15 protein-coding genes are annotated in these 15,520 nt (G+C 65.0%); 9 read left to right on the top strand and 6 right to left on the bottom strand.

The genetic code is table 11. The features are described from left to right. Nucleotides 1-95: 95 nt before the first annotated feature. Both KG104_RS10550 and KG104_RS10545 read right to left on the bottom strand, forming a co-directional pair. The gene (locus tag KG104_RS10550; RefSeq protein WP_207346982.1) at nt 96-830 is read right to left on the bottom strand and encodes an ABC transporter permease; all 735 of its coding nucleotides are present in this window, start codon (nt 828-830) and stop codon (nt 96-98) included. Next, nucleotides 827-1,462, bottom strand: a complete 636-nt coding sequence (locus KG104_RS10545) for an ABC transporter ATP-binding protein (RefSeq protein ID WP_307858982.1) — start codon at nt 1,460-1,462, stop codon at nt 827-829. The genes KG104_RS10550 and KG104_RS10545 overlap by 4 nt, the downstream gene beginning before the upstream one ends. Before the next feature lie 265 nt (nt 1,463-1,727). On the opposite strand from KG104_RS10545, the gene KG104_RS10540 reads away from it, so the two are divergent. The 3 genes from KG104_RS10540 to KG104_RS10530 all read left to right on the top strand — a co-directional run bounded on the left by KG104_RS10540 (nt 1,728) and on the right by KG104_RS10530 (nt 4,721). Beyond that, nucleotides 1,728-2,159 carry a MarR family winged helix-turn-helix transcriptional regulator gene (locus KG104_RS10540; protein ID WP_104054064.1) on the top strand — a complete coding sequence of 144 codons (432 nt, stop codon included), beginning with the start codon at nt 1,728-1,730 and terminating at the stop codon, nt 2,157-2,159. Nucleotides 2,160-2,233: 74 nt separating this feature from the next. Next, a complete protein-coding gene (locus KG104_RS10535; protein ID WP_104054065.1) occupies nt 2,234-3,253 on the top strand; it encodes an NADP-dependent oxidoreductase in 1,020 nt (339 codons plus the stop codon). Between the two features lie 187 nt (nt 3,254-3,440). Next, on the top strand, nt 3,441-4,721 hold the full coding sequence (locus KG104_RS10530) for a GmrSD restriction endonuclease domain-containing protein (protein WP_237686885.1): 1,281 nt from the start codon (nt 3,441-3,443) through the stop codon (nt 4,719-4,721). 30 nt (nt 4,722-4,751) lie between these two features. Here the strand turns inward: KG104_RS10530 and KG104_RS10525 are convergent, their stop codons facing one another. Genes KG104_RS10525 through KG104_RS10515 form a run of 3 tightly spaced genes read right to left on the bottom strand, consistent with a single transcriptional unit; the run spans nt 4,752 to nt 7,602 of the window. Continuing rightward, entirely contained in the window at nt 4,752-5,843 is a 1,092-nt protein-coding gene (locus KG104_RS10525) for a glycosyltransferase family 4 protein (RefSeq protein WP_207347189.1), read from the bottom strand. Nucleotides 5,844-5,845: 2 nt separating this feature from the next. Next, a complete protein-coding gene (locus KG104_RS10520; RefSeq protein ID WP_207346980.1) occupies nt 5,846-6,766 on the bottom strand; it encodes an alpha/beta fold hydrolase in 921 nt (306 codons plus the stop codon). After that, nucleotides 6,766-7,602 carry an aldo/keto reductase gene (locus tag KG104_RS10515; protein WP_207346979.1) on the bottom strand — a complete coding sequence of 279 codons (837 nt, stop codon included), beginning with the start codon at nt 7,600-7,602 and terminating at the stop codon, nt 6,766-6,768. Before KG104_RS10515 ends, KG104_RS10520 begins: the two co-directional genes overlap by 1 nt. Nucleotides 7,603-7,898: 296 nt before the next feature. On the opposite strand from KG104_RS10515, the gene KG104_RS10510 reads away from it, so the two are divergent. The 5 genes from KG104_RS10510 (at nt 7,899) to KG104_RS10490 (ending at nt 13,696) form a co-directional block, all read left to right on the top strand. Further along, nucleotides 7,899-8,636, top strand: coding sequence for an MIP/aquaporin family protein (locus KG104_RS10510; protein WP_104054802.1), 738 nt, complete (start codon nt 7,899-7,901; stop codon nt 8,634-8,636). 65 nt (nt 8,637-8,701) lie between these two features. Further along, nucleotides 8,702-10,222, top strand: a complete 1,521-nt coding sequence (glpK, locus tag KG104_RS10505; RefSeq protein WP_207346978.1) for a glycerol kinase GlpK — start codon at nt 8,702-8,704, stop codon at nt 10,220-10,222. A 203-nt stretch (nt 10,223-10,425) separates the two neighbouring features. After that, nucleotides 10,426-11,793, top strand: a complete 1,368-nt coding sequence (locus tag KG104_RS10500) for a flavin-containing monooxygenase (RefSeq protein WP_237686884.1) — start codon at nt 10,426-10,428, stop codon at nt 11,791-11,793. Then, nucleotides 11,793-12,725: a bile acid:sodium symporter family protein gene (locus KG104_RS10495; RefSeq protein WP_207346977.1), complete on the top strand. Its 933-nt coding sequence runs from the start codon at nt 11,793-11,795 to the stop codon at nt 12,723-12,725. The genes KG104_RS10500 and KG104_RS10495 overlap by 1 nt, the downstream gene beginning before the upstream one ends. Next, nucleotides 12,722-13,696: an SDR family oxidoreductase gene (locus KG104_RS10490; protein WP_207346976.1), complete on the top strand. Its 975-nt coding sequence runs from the start codon at nt 12,722-12,724 to the stop codon at nt 13,694-13,696. Before KG104_RS10495 ends, KG104_RS10490 begins: the two co-directional genes overlap by 4 nt. On the opposite strand, the gene KG104_RS10485 is transcribed toward KG104_RS10490, so the two are convergent. After that, nucleotides 13,693-14,751 (bottom strand): RNA polymerase sigma factor, encoded by a 1,059-nt coding sequence (locus KG104_RS10485; RefSeq protein ID WP_207346975.1) that lies wholly within the window; start codon nt 14,749-14,751, stop codon nt 13,693-13,695. The genes KG104_RS10490 and KG104_RS10485 overlap by 4 nt on opposite strands. Before the next feature lie 144 nt (nt 14,752-14,895). Here KG104_RS10485 and KG104_RS10480 point away from each other — a divergent pair, with 144 nt between their 5' ends. Further along, on the top strand, nt 14,896-15,429 hold the full coding sequence (locus tag KG104_RS10480) for a GNAT family N-acetyltransferase (protein WP_207346974.1): 534 nt from the start codon (nt 14,896-14,898) through the stop codon (nt 15,427-15,429). The last annotated feature ends 91 nt before the right edge of the window (nt 15,430-15,520 follow it).

Below are 15,520 nucleotides of genomic sequence, written 5' to 3'. Positions count from 1 at the left end.
GCTGCTGCCGGAATACCAGTAGTTTAGGGCGGGGGAAGGCGGGTAAGAAAATCGGCGCTGTGCCTTCCCTTTGCGCCTTCCCCCGTGCTGACACCTCAGGCTGTGCGGCGGCGCAGGGTGACGGCGCCCAGGACAACAAAGACCACCGCAAAGGCGGCCAGGATACCGATTTCGCGGATGACTTCCGCCGTGGAGCCGCTGCCGTCGGCGACAAGGTTCAGTGCCTCCACGGCGTGCGACAGCGGAAGCCAGTCGGACACCGCTTCCAGGACCGCCGGCATCCGGTCCCGGGGGATGAAGATCCCGCCCAGCAGGATCTGGGGAAACACCAGGGCCGGCATGAACTGGATGACTTGAAACTCGGTACCGGCGAAGGCGCTGACGAACAGGCCCAGGGTGGCACCGAGTACCGCATCGGCCACCGCCACCGTGACCAGCAACCAGAGGCTTCCTTCGACGTCGAGCCCGCAGACCAAGACGGCGAAGGCGGAGGCAATCAGGGATTGGACCATGCCCAGCAGCCCGAAGGCGAGCGTGTAGCCGGCGATGAAATCGAACTTCCCCAGTGGCATCGTCATGAGGCGTTCCAGGGTGCCGGAGCGGCGTTCCCGCAGGGTCGTGATGCTGGTGACCAGGAACATCACGATGAAGGGGAACAGCCCCAGCAGTGCCGGTCCCAGGTCGCCAAATACGTCGGTGTCTTCGAAAATCCAGGCCAGCAGGCCAATCAACAGGCTCGGCACCAGCAGCAACAGGATCACCGTCCGTGGATCGTGGCGGATCTGCGTCAGCACCCGTGCCGCCGTGGCCAGTGCCAGAGGCGGTTTCATGTAGCTCCCAAGAGGGTGAGGAAGGCCGTGTCGGCATCGGGGGCGCCGGTGCGTTCCAATAGCTCTGCCGGCGTCAGGTCGGCCAGCAGCCGCCCCTCATGCAGCAGGAGGATCCGGCCGCACCGATTGGCCTCGTCCATCACATGGCTGCTCACCAGAAGGCTCACGCCGCGCGAGGCCAGCGTGGCGAAGAGGTTCCACAGGTCCCGGCGCAGGACCGGATCCAGTCCCACCGTGGGTTCGTCGAGGATCAGCAGCTCCGGGGTGCCCAGCAGGGCCACGGCCAGCGAGACCCGGCGGTGCTGGCCGCCGCTGAGGCTGCCGGCCAGCTGTCCGGCCTGCCCGCCCAGATCGGTTTCCTGAAGCACCCGTTCCGGGTCAGTGGCCGGGGCTCCCAGGATCCGGGCGAAGTAGCGCAGGTTTTCCAGGACGCTCAGATCGTCGTAGACGCCGGCTCCTTGGGCCAGGTAGCCGACTCTGCGTCGCAGGTCCGGGCTGCCGGCGGGGGAACCGAGTACCTGGACGGTGCCTTCTGTGATCCTTTGGGTGCCCACCACAGCCCGCATAAAGGTGGTTTTGCCACTGCCGCTGGGCCCTAAAAGCCCTACGACCTGCCCCCGGGGAACCGCCACGGTCAGGCCATCCAGTGCTGTGGTTCCGCCGCGCTTCACCAGGAGTCCGGTCGACCGGATGGCAGGGCTCTCGATCGGTGCACCCGCTGGCGGAGGCGGCGGGTCTGTCGGAGGTGGAGGCGGCATGTGGCCGACTCTGCCCCCGCTGCCGGACACAGTCAACGGGCCGGGGCATCCTGCAGACATCCGGGCGGAAACAGCAGTGCATCCAAAAACAGCCGCCCGTTCGGTTGTGCACAACTCAGTTGTGGGCTAGGTTGGGCCGATGAGTGATTCCCTCCACCGGCAGGTCTGCTTTTCCCTGTACTCGGCATCCCGGGCAGCCACCGCGGTGTACCGGCCGCTGTTGGATCAGCTGGGCCTGACCTACCCGCAATACCTGGTGCTGACGGTGCTGTGGGAAAAGGACGGCAGCAGTGTCAGAGAGCTGGGCCGGTCCCTGGAACTGGATTCCGGCACGCTCTCACCCCTGCTCAAACGGCTGGAAGCCGCCGGGCTGGTGGTGCGGAAACGCTCGACCGCCGACGAACGCCGGGTCGACATCCACCTGACGGAAAACGGCCGTGCCCTGCAGGCCCAAGCACTGGACCTGCCGCAGCGGGTGGCTGAAGCCGCGGGACTGGAACCGGAAGAGCTGCAGGCACTGCAGGAAACGCTTGCCAAAGTCACGCGGGCCCTGCGGGACGCCGCCCACTGACGGACAGGTTCACTGCAGCCTGAGATTTCCCCATACCCCACGGACCTCCGGGTCCCGAACAGGAAGGCATTTTCATGACCGACTACCCCCAGACCAGTCGCGAAATCCAGCTGGCATCCCGCCCCGAGGGCTGGCCCGCGGACGAGAATTTCCGGCTCGCCGAGGTGCCCGTGCCCAAGCTGGAAGACGGCCAGGTCCTGGTGCGCAACCTGTACATGTCCGTGGATCCCTACATGCGCGGCCGCATGAACGATGTGAAGTCCTACGTGCCTCCCTTTCAGATCGACGCCCCGCTCGACGGCGGTGCCATTGGCGAGGTGGTGGAGTCCCGTTCCGAGGGACACCGGCCCGGCGACAAAGTTCTGCACGGCCTCGGCTGGCGGGACTACGCCGTCCTGGACGGCAAGCGTGCCCGCGTCATCGACGCAGAGGCGGCCCCCGCGTCTGCTTACCTGGGCGTGCTGGGCATGACCGGTCTGACGGCATATGCAGGGCTGACCAAGGTTGCAGAGTTCAAGGAAGGCGACGTCGTCTTCGTCTCCGGCGCCGCCGGCGCCGTCGGATCCCTGGTGGGCCAGATTGCCAAAGCTATGGGCGCCAAGAAGGTCATCGGCAGCGCCGGATCAGCCGAAAAGGTGCAGCGCCTGCTGGACCTGGGTTTCGATGAGGCCTTCAACTACCACGACGGGCCCGTCAAGGAATCACTGAAAAAGGCAGCCGGCGCAGACGGCATCGATGTCTACTTCGACAACGTGGGCGGCGAGCACCTTGAAGCTGCCATTGCGGTGATGAATAAGTACGGCCGGATTGCCATGTGCGGTGCCATTTCCCAGTACAACACCACAGACGCTCCCACCGGCCCGCGCAACCTCGCCCTGGCCATCGGCAAGGAACTGACGCTGCGCGGGTTCATCGTCGGAAGCTACAACCAGTACGCCGACGAGTTTGCCGAACTGATGTCGGGTTGGCTCAACGACGGCAGGGTCAGCTACGACGAGACCTTCGTGGACGGACTGGAGAACGCTCCTCAGGCCTTTATTGACCTGATGAAGGGCGCCAACAAGGGCAAAATGATCGTGACCCTGCAGGCCTAATCTGCTGCCGTAGCCAAACCCCCGGTACCAGCGGGAAGGGGCGGGACTTTCGGGTTCCGCCCCTTCCCTTTTTCTGTGCCCCGGACCCGTGCGGGTGCCTGGGCCCTGCACCGACGGCGGCCGTGCCCGGCGGTTGCCGGCTCGGATTAATCTTTAAAGCGGGAATTCAGCTATGGAAAGGAGCCCTATGACCGACGTCAAACCCGCCCAAGGCCGGAAGCCCGGCACGGTGACCATCGTTACCGGTTCCATCCTGGGTCTCCTGGTCATAGTCGCAATGTTCTTCAGCGTCACCACCGGACTGGGACTGCTGGCCTTCTCCGGTCTGCTCACCGGCTTGTACGTCCTCATCACCGGCAGGCGGTCCTGGGCCAGGATCCCTGCCGGACGGCGCGGCGGAGCCATCGCGGTGGCCGCATCGGTCGTCACCCTGATCGTGGCCGCCACCCTTGCTCCCGCCGCCGAGCTCGAGGAGACTTCGCCGATTTCTGAACCGGGACCTGTGTCATCGCCGTCGGCTTCCGCCACACCGACCCCGGCCCGAACATCTGAACCGACGCCGACTCCTGAAACTGAACCGACTCCTGAAACTGAACCAGCCCCTGAGGCCGTGCCAGAATCCGAACCGGAGCCTGAAGCGGCGGCGCCTGCAGCGGCCGGCACCGCCCTGGCTCAGCTGGACACCATCCCGATCAAGGGCCGGGCACCGAAGACCGGTTACGACCGGGACCTGTTTGGGCCCGCGTGGAAGGACGTTGACCGCAACGGCTGCGACCAGCGCAACGATATTCTCCGGCGCGACCTGGAATCGGTGAGCCTCAAGCCGGGGACGAACAACTGTGTTGTCGCCTCCGGCACCCTGCTGGATCCGTTCACGGGGTCGGTGATCAGCTTCGTGCGCGGGGAAGGTACTTCCAATGCCGTCCAGATCGACCATGTGGTGGCTCTCTCCGACGCCTGGCAGAAGGGGGCTCAGCAGATGGCACAAAACCAGCGTGAGGCATTCGCCAATGACCCGCTGAATCTTCTCGCCGTGGACGGCCCCTCCAACGGTGCCAAGGGTGACGGTGACGCTGCAACGTGGCTTCCACCGAACAAGGGATTCCGTTGTGAGTACGTGGCCCTTCAGACTGCAGTGAAAGCCAAATACGGGCTGTGGATGACCCAGGCCGAATCCGATGCGATCCGCGGGATCCTCACCTCATCGTGCCCTGACCAGCCGGTTCCTGCCGACGGCGGTGTCATCGTCGCACCGGAACCTGCTCCCGCGACAGTGCAGGTCCCCGCAGAAGCCCCTGCACCTGATTCAGCCCCTGCACCTGATCCGGTGCCGGCCGCCCCGGAGGATGTCCACTATGAGAACTGCGATGCCGTGAAGGCTGCCGGTGCTGCACCGATCCAGGTAGGCGACCCGGGGTGGCAGCCAAAGTTTGACCGCGACGGCGATGGGGTCGGGTGCGAGAATTGACCGGTTCAGGCAGGTAAGCCGCCGAGCGGACTACCTGCCTGAACGGCCGGCCTGATGCTGCCGGACGGCCTCCTGTGCTGCTTCCACAAGCTGCACGGCAGAGGTGTCCCACGAATACTCCGCGGCGCGCCGCAGTCCGGCCTCCGAGACCTGCCGCCAGCGCCGCGGATCCGCCAGCGTGAGCACTGCATCCGCAAACTCCTTGGGGCTGTCCGGATCCGCCAGCAGGGCTGCCCCGCCCGAAACTTCACGGAAGATCGGAATGTCGCTGGCCACCACGGGCGTTCCCAGCGCCATCGCCTCGATCATCGGCAGCCCGTACCCTTCGGCCCGGGACAGCGTCACCAGCGCGGTGGAGGTGCGCAGCAAGTCCTCGTATTCCTCGTCGCTGACCCCGTTGTGGAACACGACGTCGGTCCCCGGCGGCACGAGTGCTTCGAGCTCACGGCGCCGTTCCGGGGTGATCCGGCTCAGCAGGTGCAGCGTGTAGCCGGGCAGGTGCTCCATGCCGCGGATCACGGTTTCCACGTTCTTGTAGGGCATGAAGGACCCCATGTAGAGCAGGCTCTTCGCCGGGGCTTCATCGGGATCCCGGACAAGGGCACCGGGCTGGGGAGCGTTGCCGACAATGCGGACCGGACGCCGGGTGAGCCGATGGCGCATCATCAGGGCACGGGTGGTTTCGCTGATGGTGGCGACGACGTCGGCCCGGTTCAGCAGCAGCCGCTGCGGCCAGTACGCGAGGTGGTACAGCCGCCACAGTGCCCGCACCGGCAGCGGCAGGAAACCGGGCGGCGTCGGATTCGAATAGTAGATCAGGTCATGCAGGGTCAGGATCAGCGGATACTGCCGTCCCCAGCTGCCCATGGTCTGCATGGGAGACACGACGACGTCGGGGCTGTACCGGTTCACGCGCAGGGCCACCAGGAGCTCGGCGGGGGAGAGCGGGCTGTTGATCTTCACCCAGGGCAGGTCCGGCAGCAGGGCCAGCTGCCGTTCGTCGGAAATCAGCATCAGTACAGAGGCGTGCCGGGACACAGCTTCGATCAGGGAAGCGCCGTAGCGGCTGATTCCGTCATGGTGATCGATGCGGGTGAAACGGGCATCCACGGCTATGCGCAGTGTCATGCGTGTCTCCGGAGCAGGAAATCGGAAATCAGCCGTGCCGCTTCGGCCGGCGCTTCGTAGTGGACCAGGTGGCCAACGCCGGGAAGGACGTGCAGCTCGGCATCGGGAATCAGCGCGGCCAACCGCTCCTGTCCGGCCACGGAGCCGAGGTCATCGCGCTCCGCGGCGATCAGGAGGACGGGCATGGCCAGCTGTTCGGCGCTGTCCCGGACGGTCGTGGAGATGGAGGCACGGAAGGCATCCAGGACCACATCACGGTTGGCGAAGGCACTGAAGTAGGCGGCGTGCTGTCCGTGGATCCAGCGGCGCAGCGCAGGGTCCCGGGTTTTGGCCATGAAGATGCTCATGCCCCGGACAATGGCCGGGTGCTGCAGCAGGGCCATGCCCAGAGACTCGGGCAGGCGGGCAGCGGCCAGATAGTAAAGTTCGGCGGCTTTGCTGGTGATGCCTTTGGGGCCTTCCAGCGCCGGTTCGCAGATGGGATTGACCAGGACCAGTTCACTCAGCAGCTTCGGGTGATCCGCGGCCACCCGGGACGCGATGATGGAGCCGAAGGAATGGCCCAGCAAAACCGTATCCGGGCCGAGGCCTAGCCTCTCGGAGGACAGCAAAGAGGCAACAAAGCCGGCGTACGCCCCGACGTCGTGCGTTCCCGGCAGCGGCTGCCCGGATCCGAAGCCCGGCAGATCGGGCACCAGGATCCGGTGTTGGGGAAGTGCCTCCACCACGCGCAGCAGGCCGTGATGGTCGCCGCGGAACCCGTGGACCATGAAGATCGGGGAACCCGAGGGGTGGCCGGGGACTGCTGGAAAGTCCCAGCAGCGCTGGAGGGTGCCGTCCACAGCAATGGTGCGGACATCCGCGCTGCGCGTCAGCCTGATGTCTGCCACCTGCCTGTCCCGTGGTGCTGTGCGCATTAGTTGACCTTGTCCGGATGGGATCCGGAGCGCTGGTTCCGGTCCAAACCGGTGATGGCAGTCTGCTGCTCGGGCGTCAATTCGAACGAAAAGACGTCCAGATTCTCTGCGATGCGCTCGGCGGAACTGGCCTTGGGAATGGCGATATTCCCCTGTTCCATATGCCAGCGCAGGATCACGCGGGCGGGCGAGACTCCCAGATCTGCGGCGATGGAGGAGATGACCGGATCCGCGAGGACGGCACCGCGGCCCAGCGGGCTCCAGGCAACGGTGCGGATGCCCAGCTCCTGGTGCAGCTTGGTCAGCGGACGCTGCTGCAGCCAGGGGTGCAGTTCCACTTGGTTGACGGCAGGGACCACGTCGGTGGCGTCCATCAACTGCTGCAGGTGGTCCGGCAGGAAGTTGGACACCCCGATGGCGCGAACCCGGCCGGAGCGGTACAGCTCCTCCAAAGCCCGATACGTGTCAATGAACAACCCCCGCTCGGGGCAGGGCCAGTGGATGAGGTACAGGTCGAGGGTGTCCAGACCAAGGCGTGCCATGGTGGCGTCGAAGGCACGCAGGGTGGAGTCGTAACCCTGGTCCGTGTTCCAGACTTTTGACGTGAGAAATATCTCATTACGGTTGACATTCTCGTCTGCGATAAAGTCCCGTACCGCCTCGCCAACGCCCTCTTCATTGCCGTACAACGCCGCCGTATCGATGTGGCGGTATCCGGTGCCGAGGGCCAGAGTGACAAGATCCGCCGCGTCAGGAGCGGGTACCTTGTAGGTGCCGAAGCCCACCTGATCCATGCGGACGCCGTTGTTGAAGTTGAGTTTGGGTGCCGGTTCCATGCACAAGACTCTACCGAGGATGACGGTTGCCGAGTGAATTCAGCCCGAGTACGGTTGGCCGGTAAGTCTGAGCAAACGGAAACGTTCTGTCTCCGTGCACTGCCTCCTTCTCTGGTGGATGCGGTGTTGGGGGAAACGCTGGAACGCACTAATGCAGAACAGCAATAATTCGCAAATGCGACGGCGGCACTGCCGCCGGCTGTGGGTCCACCCGGGGAGGGAGTCATGGCACAGTTGAGACAGGCCAGCGGGCAATCGGCTGGTTCGAGAAAATTCGAAGGATGGAGAAGTCAATGGTGACTCTCGGTGAGGTATTCCTCAGTGAGTTTGCGGGAACGGCAATGCTAATCCTGCTTGGTTGTGGTGTGGTCGCGAACGTGGCCCTGCGCAAGACGAAGGGCAATGGCGGAGGGACCCTCATGGTCAACTTCGGCTGGGGCCTCGGTGTGTTTGCGGGTGTGTTCGTGGCGGTTCAATCAGGCGCGCATCTGAACCCGGCAGTGACGATGGGTCTGCTTTTCAACGGTTCAGACCTGGCACCCGGAGTGGAGACCAGCTTTGCCTCCGTGATGGTCTACCTGGTCGCGCAGCTGCTTGGCGCAATGCTGGGTGCCGTGCTGGCCTGGCTGGCGTACAAGAAACAGTTCGATGACGAACCCGATGCAGAGAACATCCTGGGCGTGTTCTCCACCGGCCCGACCATCCGCTCTTACGGCTGGAACGTCGTGACGGAAGTTATCGGCACGTTCGTGCTGGTGTTCGTCATCCTCGCCTTCGGCGGAACCCCCAACGAGCTCGGCCCGCTGGCCGTGGGTCTCCTGGTGGTTGCCATCGGTGCTTCGCTTGGCGGCCCCACCGGCTATGCCATCAACCCTGCGCGTGACCTCGGCCCCCGCATCGTCCACGCGCTGCTGCCCATTCCCAACAAGGGCAAGAGCGACTGGGCTTACGCATGGGTGCCGGTTGTCGGGCCCATCATCGGCGGGTCGCTGGCCGGCATTGTCTTCAACGGCATTCCGATGCCTGTTGTCTAAGGCTTTCCCCCGGGCGGACTGTTCCCGCCGCATCCCTGTACGTCCCCCTGTAAAAGGAGCGAAACATGCCTGACCAGAGTTACATCATTGCGATTGACCAGGGCACCACCAGCAGCCGTGCGATCGTTTTTGACCATGACGGCAACATTGTCTCTACCGGCCAGAAGGAACACGAGCAGATCTTCCCCCGCGCCGGCTGGGTGGAGCACGATCCCGAGGAAATCTGGACCAACGTCCGCGAAGTCGTCGGTACCGCACTGTCCAAGGCGAACCTGACGCGGCACGACATCGCCGCCGTCGGCATTACCAACCAGCGCGAAACGGCCGTGGTCTGGGACAAGACCACAGGCAAGCCGGTCTACAACGCCATTGTCTGGCAGGACACCCGCACGCAGCCAACGGTGAACGAGCTGGCCAAGGACGGCGGCCTGGACCGGTACAAGGACCGCGTTGGCCTGCCGCTGGCCACGTACTTCTCGGGCACCAAGATCAAGTGGATCCTGGACAACGTTGAGGGTGCACGGGAACGTGCCGAAGCCGGCGACCTGCTCTTCGGCAACACCGACTCCTGGATTGTCTGGAACCTTACCGGCGGAACCGACGGCGGCGTGCACATCACCGACGTCACCAACGCCTCGCGCACGCTGTTCATGAACCTGGACAGCCTGACCTGGAACGAAGACATCCTCAAGGACTTCGGTGTTCCGCTGTCGATGATGCCGGAGATCAAGTCCTCCTCCGAGGTCTACGGCACGGTGCACACCTCGCAGCTGCTGCGCGAAACCCCGGTTGCCGGCATCCTCGGCGACCAGCAGGCCGCCACGTTCGGCCAGGCCGCCTTTGGCCAGGGTGCCGCCAAGAACACCTACGGCACCGGCTGCTTCCTCATCTTCAACACCGGTGAGGAGATTGTCCATTCCGAGAACGGCCTGATCACCACCGTGGCCTACCAGATCGGCGATTCCAAGCCGGTGTACGCACTGGAAGGCTCCATCGCCGTCACCGGGTCGCTGGTTCAGTGGCTGCGCGACAACCTCGGCATGATCCAGAGCGCCCCGGAGATTGAGCGCCTGGCCAACGAGGTCACCGACAACGGCGGCGTCTACATTGTTCCGGCCTTCTCCGGACTCTTCGCTCCGCACTGGCGCTCCGACGCGCGCGGCGCGATTGTCGGGCTGACCCGCTTCGTGAACAAGAACCACATCGCCCGTGCGGCCTTGGAAGCCACGGCTTTCCAGACGCGCGAGGTGCTCGACGCCGTCAACGCCGACTCCGGCGTTCCGCTCACCGAACTGCGCGTGGACGGCGGCATGGTGGCCAACGAGGCACTCATGCAGTTCCAGGCCGACATCCTCGGCGTGGACGTGGTTCGCCCCAAGATCGTGGAGACGACAGCCCTGGGTGCTGCTTACGCGGCAGGCCTGGCAGTGGGCTACTGGAACGACACCGACGAGCTCGAGACCAAGTGGGCCGAAGACAAGCGCTGGACCCCCCAGATGGAAGACAGCGAACGCCAGCGTCAGATGCGACTGTGGTCCAAGGCCGTCACGCGGACCTTCGACTGGGTTGACGACGACGTGCTGTAACCGGCACGCGGCGTCTTCGGACGGCACCTGGACGTCTGAAGACAACAAGTGAGGATTGGGCCCCGGCGGGCAAACGCCGGGGCCCTTTTCATGCCTCAAGGGATCTGCAGCCGGCCGGTGAGGCGGTTTGACCCACTGTGAACACTTCGGTAGCGTTCCAGCAGCATCAAAGGTGATGCAGGTCACGAAAGCAGGCGCGGGTATTGGAATTCTCCACAACAGCAGGGGACGGGGCATTGCCGGTAGCTGTCATCGGATCCGGGCCGAGCGGACTGGCTGCCATGCGGGCGCTCTCACGCCGGGGGCTGGATTTTGTCGGCTTTGAGCAGTTCACCGACGTGGGCGGGCTGTGGAACATTGATAACCCGGTGAGCACGGTCTACGAGTCGGCACACCTCATTTCTTCGAAGTCCACTACCGCTTTTGCGGATTATCCGATGCCGGCCGGCACGCCGGACTATCCCGGCCACAGCCATTTGCGGAAATACTTCAGCGGGTACGCGGAAACCTTCGGCCTGTACCGCCACATCCGCTTCTCCACCCGGATAACGGACGCGGTAACGGCCGACGACGGGTGGCAGCTGACCTGGCAGGACGGGCAGGGTGCCGGCAGCGGCAGGTTCAGTGCCGTCATCGTCGCCACAGGCACCCTGCACACCCCGGCCATTCCCCGGTTTCCCGGCAACTTCTCCGGCGAGATCCGCCACTCGGCACAGTACAAGAAGGCCACCGACCTTGCCGGAAAACGCGTGCTGATCGTGGGCGCCGGAAACAGCGGCTGCGACATAGCGGTGGACGCCGTGCACCACGCAGCCACGGTGGACATCAGCGTGCGCCGAGGCTATTACTTTGTGCCGAAATACGTGTTTGGCCGACCCACCGACACCCTCAACCAGGGCAAACCCCTGCCTCGGCCGCTGAAGCAATTCATCGACAAACGGCTGCTGCGCATGTTTACCGGCGACCCGCACCGCTTTGGCTTTCCGGCGCCGGACCATCGAATCTATGAGTCGCATCCTGTGGTCAACTCGCTGATCCTGCACCATCTGGGCCACGGCAACCTGCAGGTGAAGGCGGATATCAGCCGCTTCGAGGGCAGCACCGTGCATTTCCGTGACGGAAGTGCCGGGGACTATGACCTCATTCTGCTGGCCACCGGCTACGTGTTGGATTATCCGTTCCTGCGGCCGGAGCTGCTGGGCGGGAACGGGCCGTCCCCGGATCTTTATCTCAACATCTTCAGCCGAGAGGCGAAAAACCTGATGGTGGTGGGCATGGTGGAAGCTTCCGGCCTCGGCTGGGAGGGCCGGTACCGCCAGGCCGAGCTGGTGGCTGCGTATCTCGCTGCGCAGCGGGAAGCGCCCGAGATTGCAGGGGCCTTCCGCAGCACCATCAACGGCCCCTCACCGGACGTCACCGGCGGCTACCGCTACCACGGTACTGACCGGGGGAGCCACTACGTCAACAAAGACGCTTACCGGGCAGAGCTCGCGGCCCATCTGGCCCGGCTTGCCGGCCCGGCCGCCGCTTCCGGCGTTTCTGAGCCCGCACTGGCGGAGGCGCGGCGCTGATGCCCATCGACGACGTCGTGCTGAACTTTTCTCCCGGCTCGCTGGTGACCCTGAACGTGGTCCTGGCCGTCATCATCCTCGGGATCGCACTGGAGGTCCGGCCCTCGGACTTCCGCACCGTGCTGCGCAGCCCGAAAGCGGTGGTGCTGGGCATCGCGGCACAGTATCTGCTGCTGCCGGCGGTAACGGTTGGCATAGCTCTGGCCCTGCAGGTCCCGGCCTCCATTGCTCTTGGAATGATCCTGGTGGCCTGCTGTCCGCCGGGCGGAATTTCCAACGTCCTCACCCACCGGGCACACGGCGACGTCGCGCTCTCAGCGTCCATGACAGCGGTGTCCAACCTCGTGGCCATCATCGTGATGCCCCTGAACGTGGCCTTCTGGGCGGCGCTGAGCCCCTCCACGGCCTCGCTGATGCGCGACTTCTCCCTGGACCGCGGCGGGATGCTGATTCAGGTGCTGCTGATTATCGGAGTTCCCTTTGCCGTTGGAATGCCTCTGGCCCGCCGCTTTCCGGGAATCATTAACCGGCTCCGGCCCTGGGTGCAGCGGATCGGGCTGGTAGCACTCCTGGCCTTTATCGTTGCCGGGACGGCGAGCAATCTGGGCCCGCTGCGCGAACATCTGGGCACCATCTTCCTGGTGGTGCTGCTGCATGACGCCATTGCGCTGGCGGTGGGCTACTTCAGTGCCGCGGCCGTCCGGCTGGATGAAGCCAGCCGGCGGGCCGTCACCTTTGAGGTGGGCGCGCGCAACACCGGGCTGGGACTCGGGCTGACCCTGACGTTTTTCTCCGGCCTGGGCGGCATGGCCATGGTTGCGGCGTGGTGGGGGATCTGGGACATCCTGGCCGGACTGCTGCTGGCCGCGTGGTGGAGGCGGCGGGATGCCCGGCGTGCCGCTGCAGGGGAACCCCGGGAGGCTGCACTGTGAACCGGGTCTGCGTAACCGGCGGCAACGGATTCCTGGGCAGCGCCGTCGTCGCCCGGCTCGCAGCGGACCCCGGGATCAGCTCCGTCCTCAGCCTGGACATCCGCGAACCCGCCGCAGACCGGCGGCTCGACGGCGTCGAGTACGCGCTGGCCGATGTCTGCTCGCCGGACGTCGGCCGGCTGCTGAAGGCTCACCGCATCGACACCGTGGTTCATCTGGCGGCCATCGTGAACCCGGGCAAAGACACCAGCAGGGAACAGGAGTTCCAGGTGGACGTGGTGGGATCCCGGAATGTCCTGGCGGCCTGTATCTCCGCCGGGGTTCAGCATGTGGTCATCTCCTCTTCGGGGGCTGCCTACGGTTACCACGCGGACAACGCACCCTGGCTCAGCGAAGCGCATCCGCTGCGCGGCAATGACGAGTTCGCCTATTCCCGGCACAAACGTCTGGTGGAAGAAGAGCTGGCCCGGCTCCGCAGCGACCATCCCGATCTGAAGCAGACCATCTTCCGGATCGGCACCATCCTGGGGGAGCGGGTGCAAAACCAGATCACCGCCCTGTTTGATGCGCCCCGGCTGCTGCGGGTGGCCGGCAGCGACTCGCCGTTTGTCTTCATCTGGGACGAGGACGTCGCTGACGCCATGGTGCAGGCCGTCCTCACCGGCCGCAGCGGGATCTACAACGTGGCAGGCGACGGCGCACTGACGGTCCGCGAGATTGCTTCGCTCATGGGAAAGCGGACCATCAGCGTGCCGGCCCCGTTGCTGGCCGCCGGGCTGTGGCTGGGACACAAGCTGAAGCTGACCGTGCACGGACCGGAGCAGCTCCGTTTCCTGCGCTACCGGCCGGTTTTGGACAATACGGCACTCAAGAATGAGTTCGGCTTTACGCCCTCGCGCACCAGTCGGGAGGCGTTTCTGGGGTTCCGATCTGCGAGGGACGCTGCTGCGGCGGACGCGACGGCAGGCTAGAAGTAGCTCACCCCGTTGGTCTTGAACGGCAGGTCCAGCCCGCCGGCCACCTCGGCCAGAACCTCCGGGCAGAAGAAGTACCACTTCAGTTCCGCGATGAGCGGCGCACCGTGGGCAGCGCGCACGCGCAGGACATCCGCCACCACCCCGGGAGCCTCCGGCGTTTCCTTCGGCCGCTCCCACAGCAGGATGATGTCCTCACCGCCGAAGTGATGGACAGTTGCCTGGTAAAGTTCGGCGGCGTCCGCACCGAACGTGTGGGACATGGACCCGGTGCGGATCTGTTCGTGTCCGGTTTCGCTGACATTGCCGATGACCTCGGACCGCCCGCCCGCCAGGAAGAGGTCCACCATGGCATCAATGTCATAGGCGTTGAAGGCAACCGCCAGCCGGCGCAGCAGCCGCGCGTGATCCGCCGGCGGCACGGCGCCGGTTTCAGTCCCGGGATGTGCGGAAGAAGACGCACCCATTCCTGAACCGCTGCGGGCTGCCTGGAGGGTGGCCCGGCCGCGGTGCAGGGCCGACTTCACGGCGCCCGGAGTCGTCTCCAGCATGCCGGCGATTTCGGCCAGGGAATAGGAGAACACATCTTTGAGGACCACGCACGCCCGCTCCCGCGGGGGCAGGAGGTGCAGCAACTGACGGAGGGCAGACTCCACGTCCAGGTTTGCCAGCGGATCAGGAGCGGTCTCGTCCGGGAGTTCAGGGGCGGAATCGGACCACTCCAAGACCGCCCGGCTGCTGCGGCGCAGTGAATCTATCCAGGTGTTCGTGGCAATCCGAACCAGCCACGCCTCAGTATTGAGGATGGGTTCGTGCCGCTGCGAGGCTTCCGCCAGGGCTTTGGTCAGTGTTTCCTGCAGCAAATCCTCCGCATCCCATACCGTGGGGGTCAAGCTGCGGCAGTATGCGTACACGGAGCCCCTCACGGGCTCCAGCGCCACCAGGAAATCACGGCGGGCGCGGCGCAAATCATTTCGATTATCCGCGAAAGCCGGCGTCTCCGCTGCTGCGCGGACAGCGCGTACCGCTGCCGTTCCCGCCTCAAGTGCCATTGACATTTCCCCTCGTTTCCCCGCCGACGGCGGTGCCTGATCAAAAGCATGACACTGCGCCATGTCCTTGCCCGGTAGACGCACGGGCACGCCAAAAAGATACGGAACCCGTGAAAACTATTCCGAATGCGGCAGAATCGCCGGATGGAACTGCACACGCCACGCCTGCTCCTGCGCCCTTACCGGGAGGCGGATTTGTCGGCTGTGCACGGCTTTGCGTCCGACCGGCGGCTGACCGAATACGTTGAATGGGGCCCCAATACCCTGCAGGACAGCCGCGACTTCCTCGCAGCGTGTCGGGCGGAGGAACAGCAGGATCCGCGGCGGGCCTACACCTTTGCGGTGACCGTACCCGACGGCGGTGAAGGACCGGGGAGCGGGCCCTTCGGCTCCGTGGGGCTGACACTGGACCACGCCGGCACCGGCGAGGTTGGGTATGTCATCGCCGCAGACCGCTGGGGCTGCGGCTACGCGACCGAGGCCGCGTCCGCCGTCGTGCACTTTGGTTTTACAGTGCTGGGGCTGGATTGCATCCGCGCCACCTGCCGGCCGGGCAACGCCGCGTCAGCCCGGGTGCTGGAGAAAACCGGAATGGTGCTGGAAGCCCGCCTGCCCGCGCACAAGCTAATCCGCGGCAAGTGGGAGGATTCGCTGCTGTATGCGATCAGTCCGTCATAAGGCTGTGGCGCGGCTGCCGCAAAGAGGCGGCTGTTGTAAAGTGGAAAGATGAACGCTTTCCTCCTTCTTAGGTAGCCGCGCACCGTCCGTG

Origin of the sequence: Arthrobacter sunyaminii, assembly GCF_018866305.1 — a bacterium.
Classification (GTDB): domain Bacteria; phylum Actinomycetota; class Actinomycetes; order Actinomycetales; family Micrococcaceae; genus Arthrobacter_B; species Arthrobacter_B sunyaminii.
This window is presented reverse-complemented; position numbering and strand designations above follow the sequence as displayed.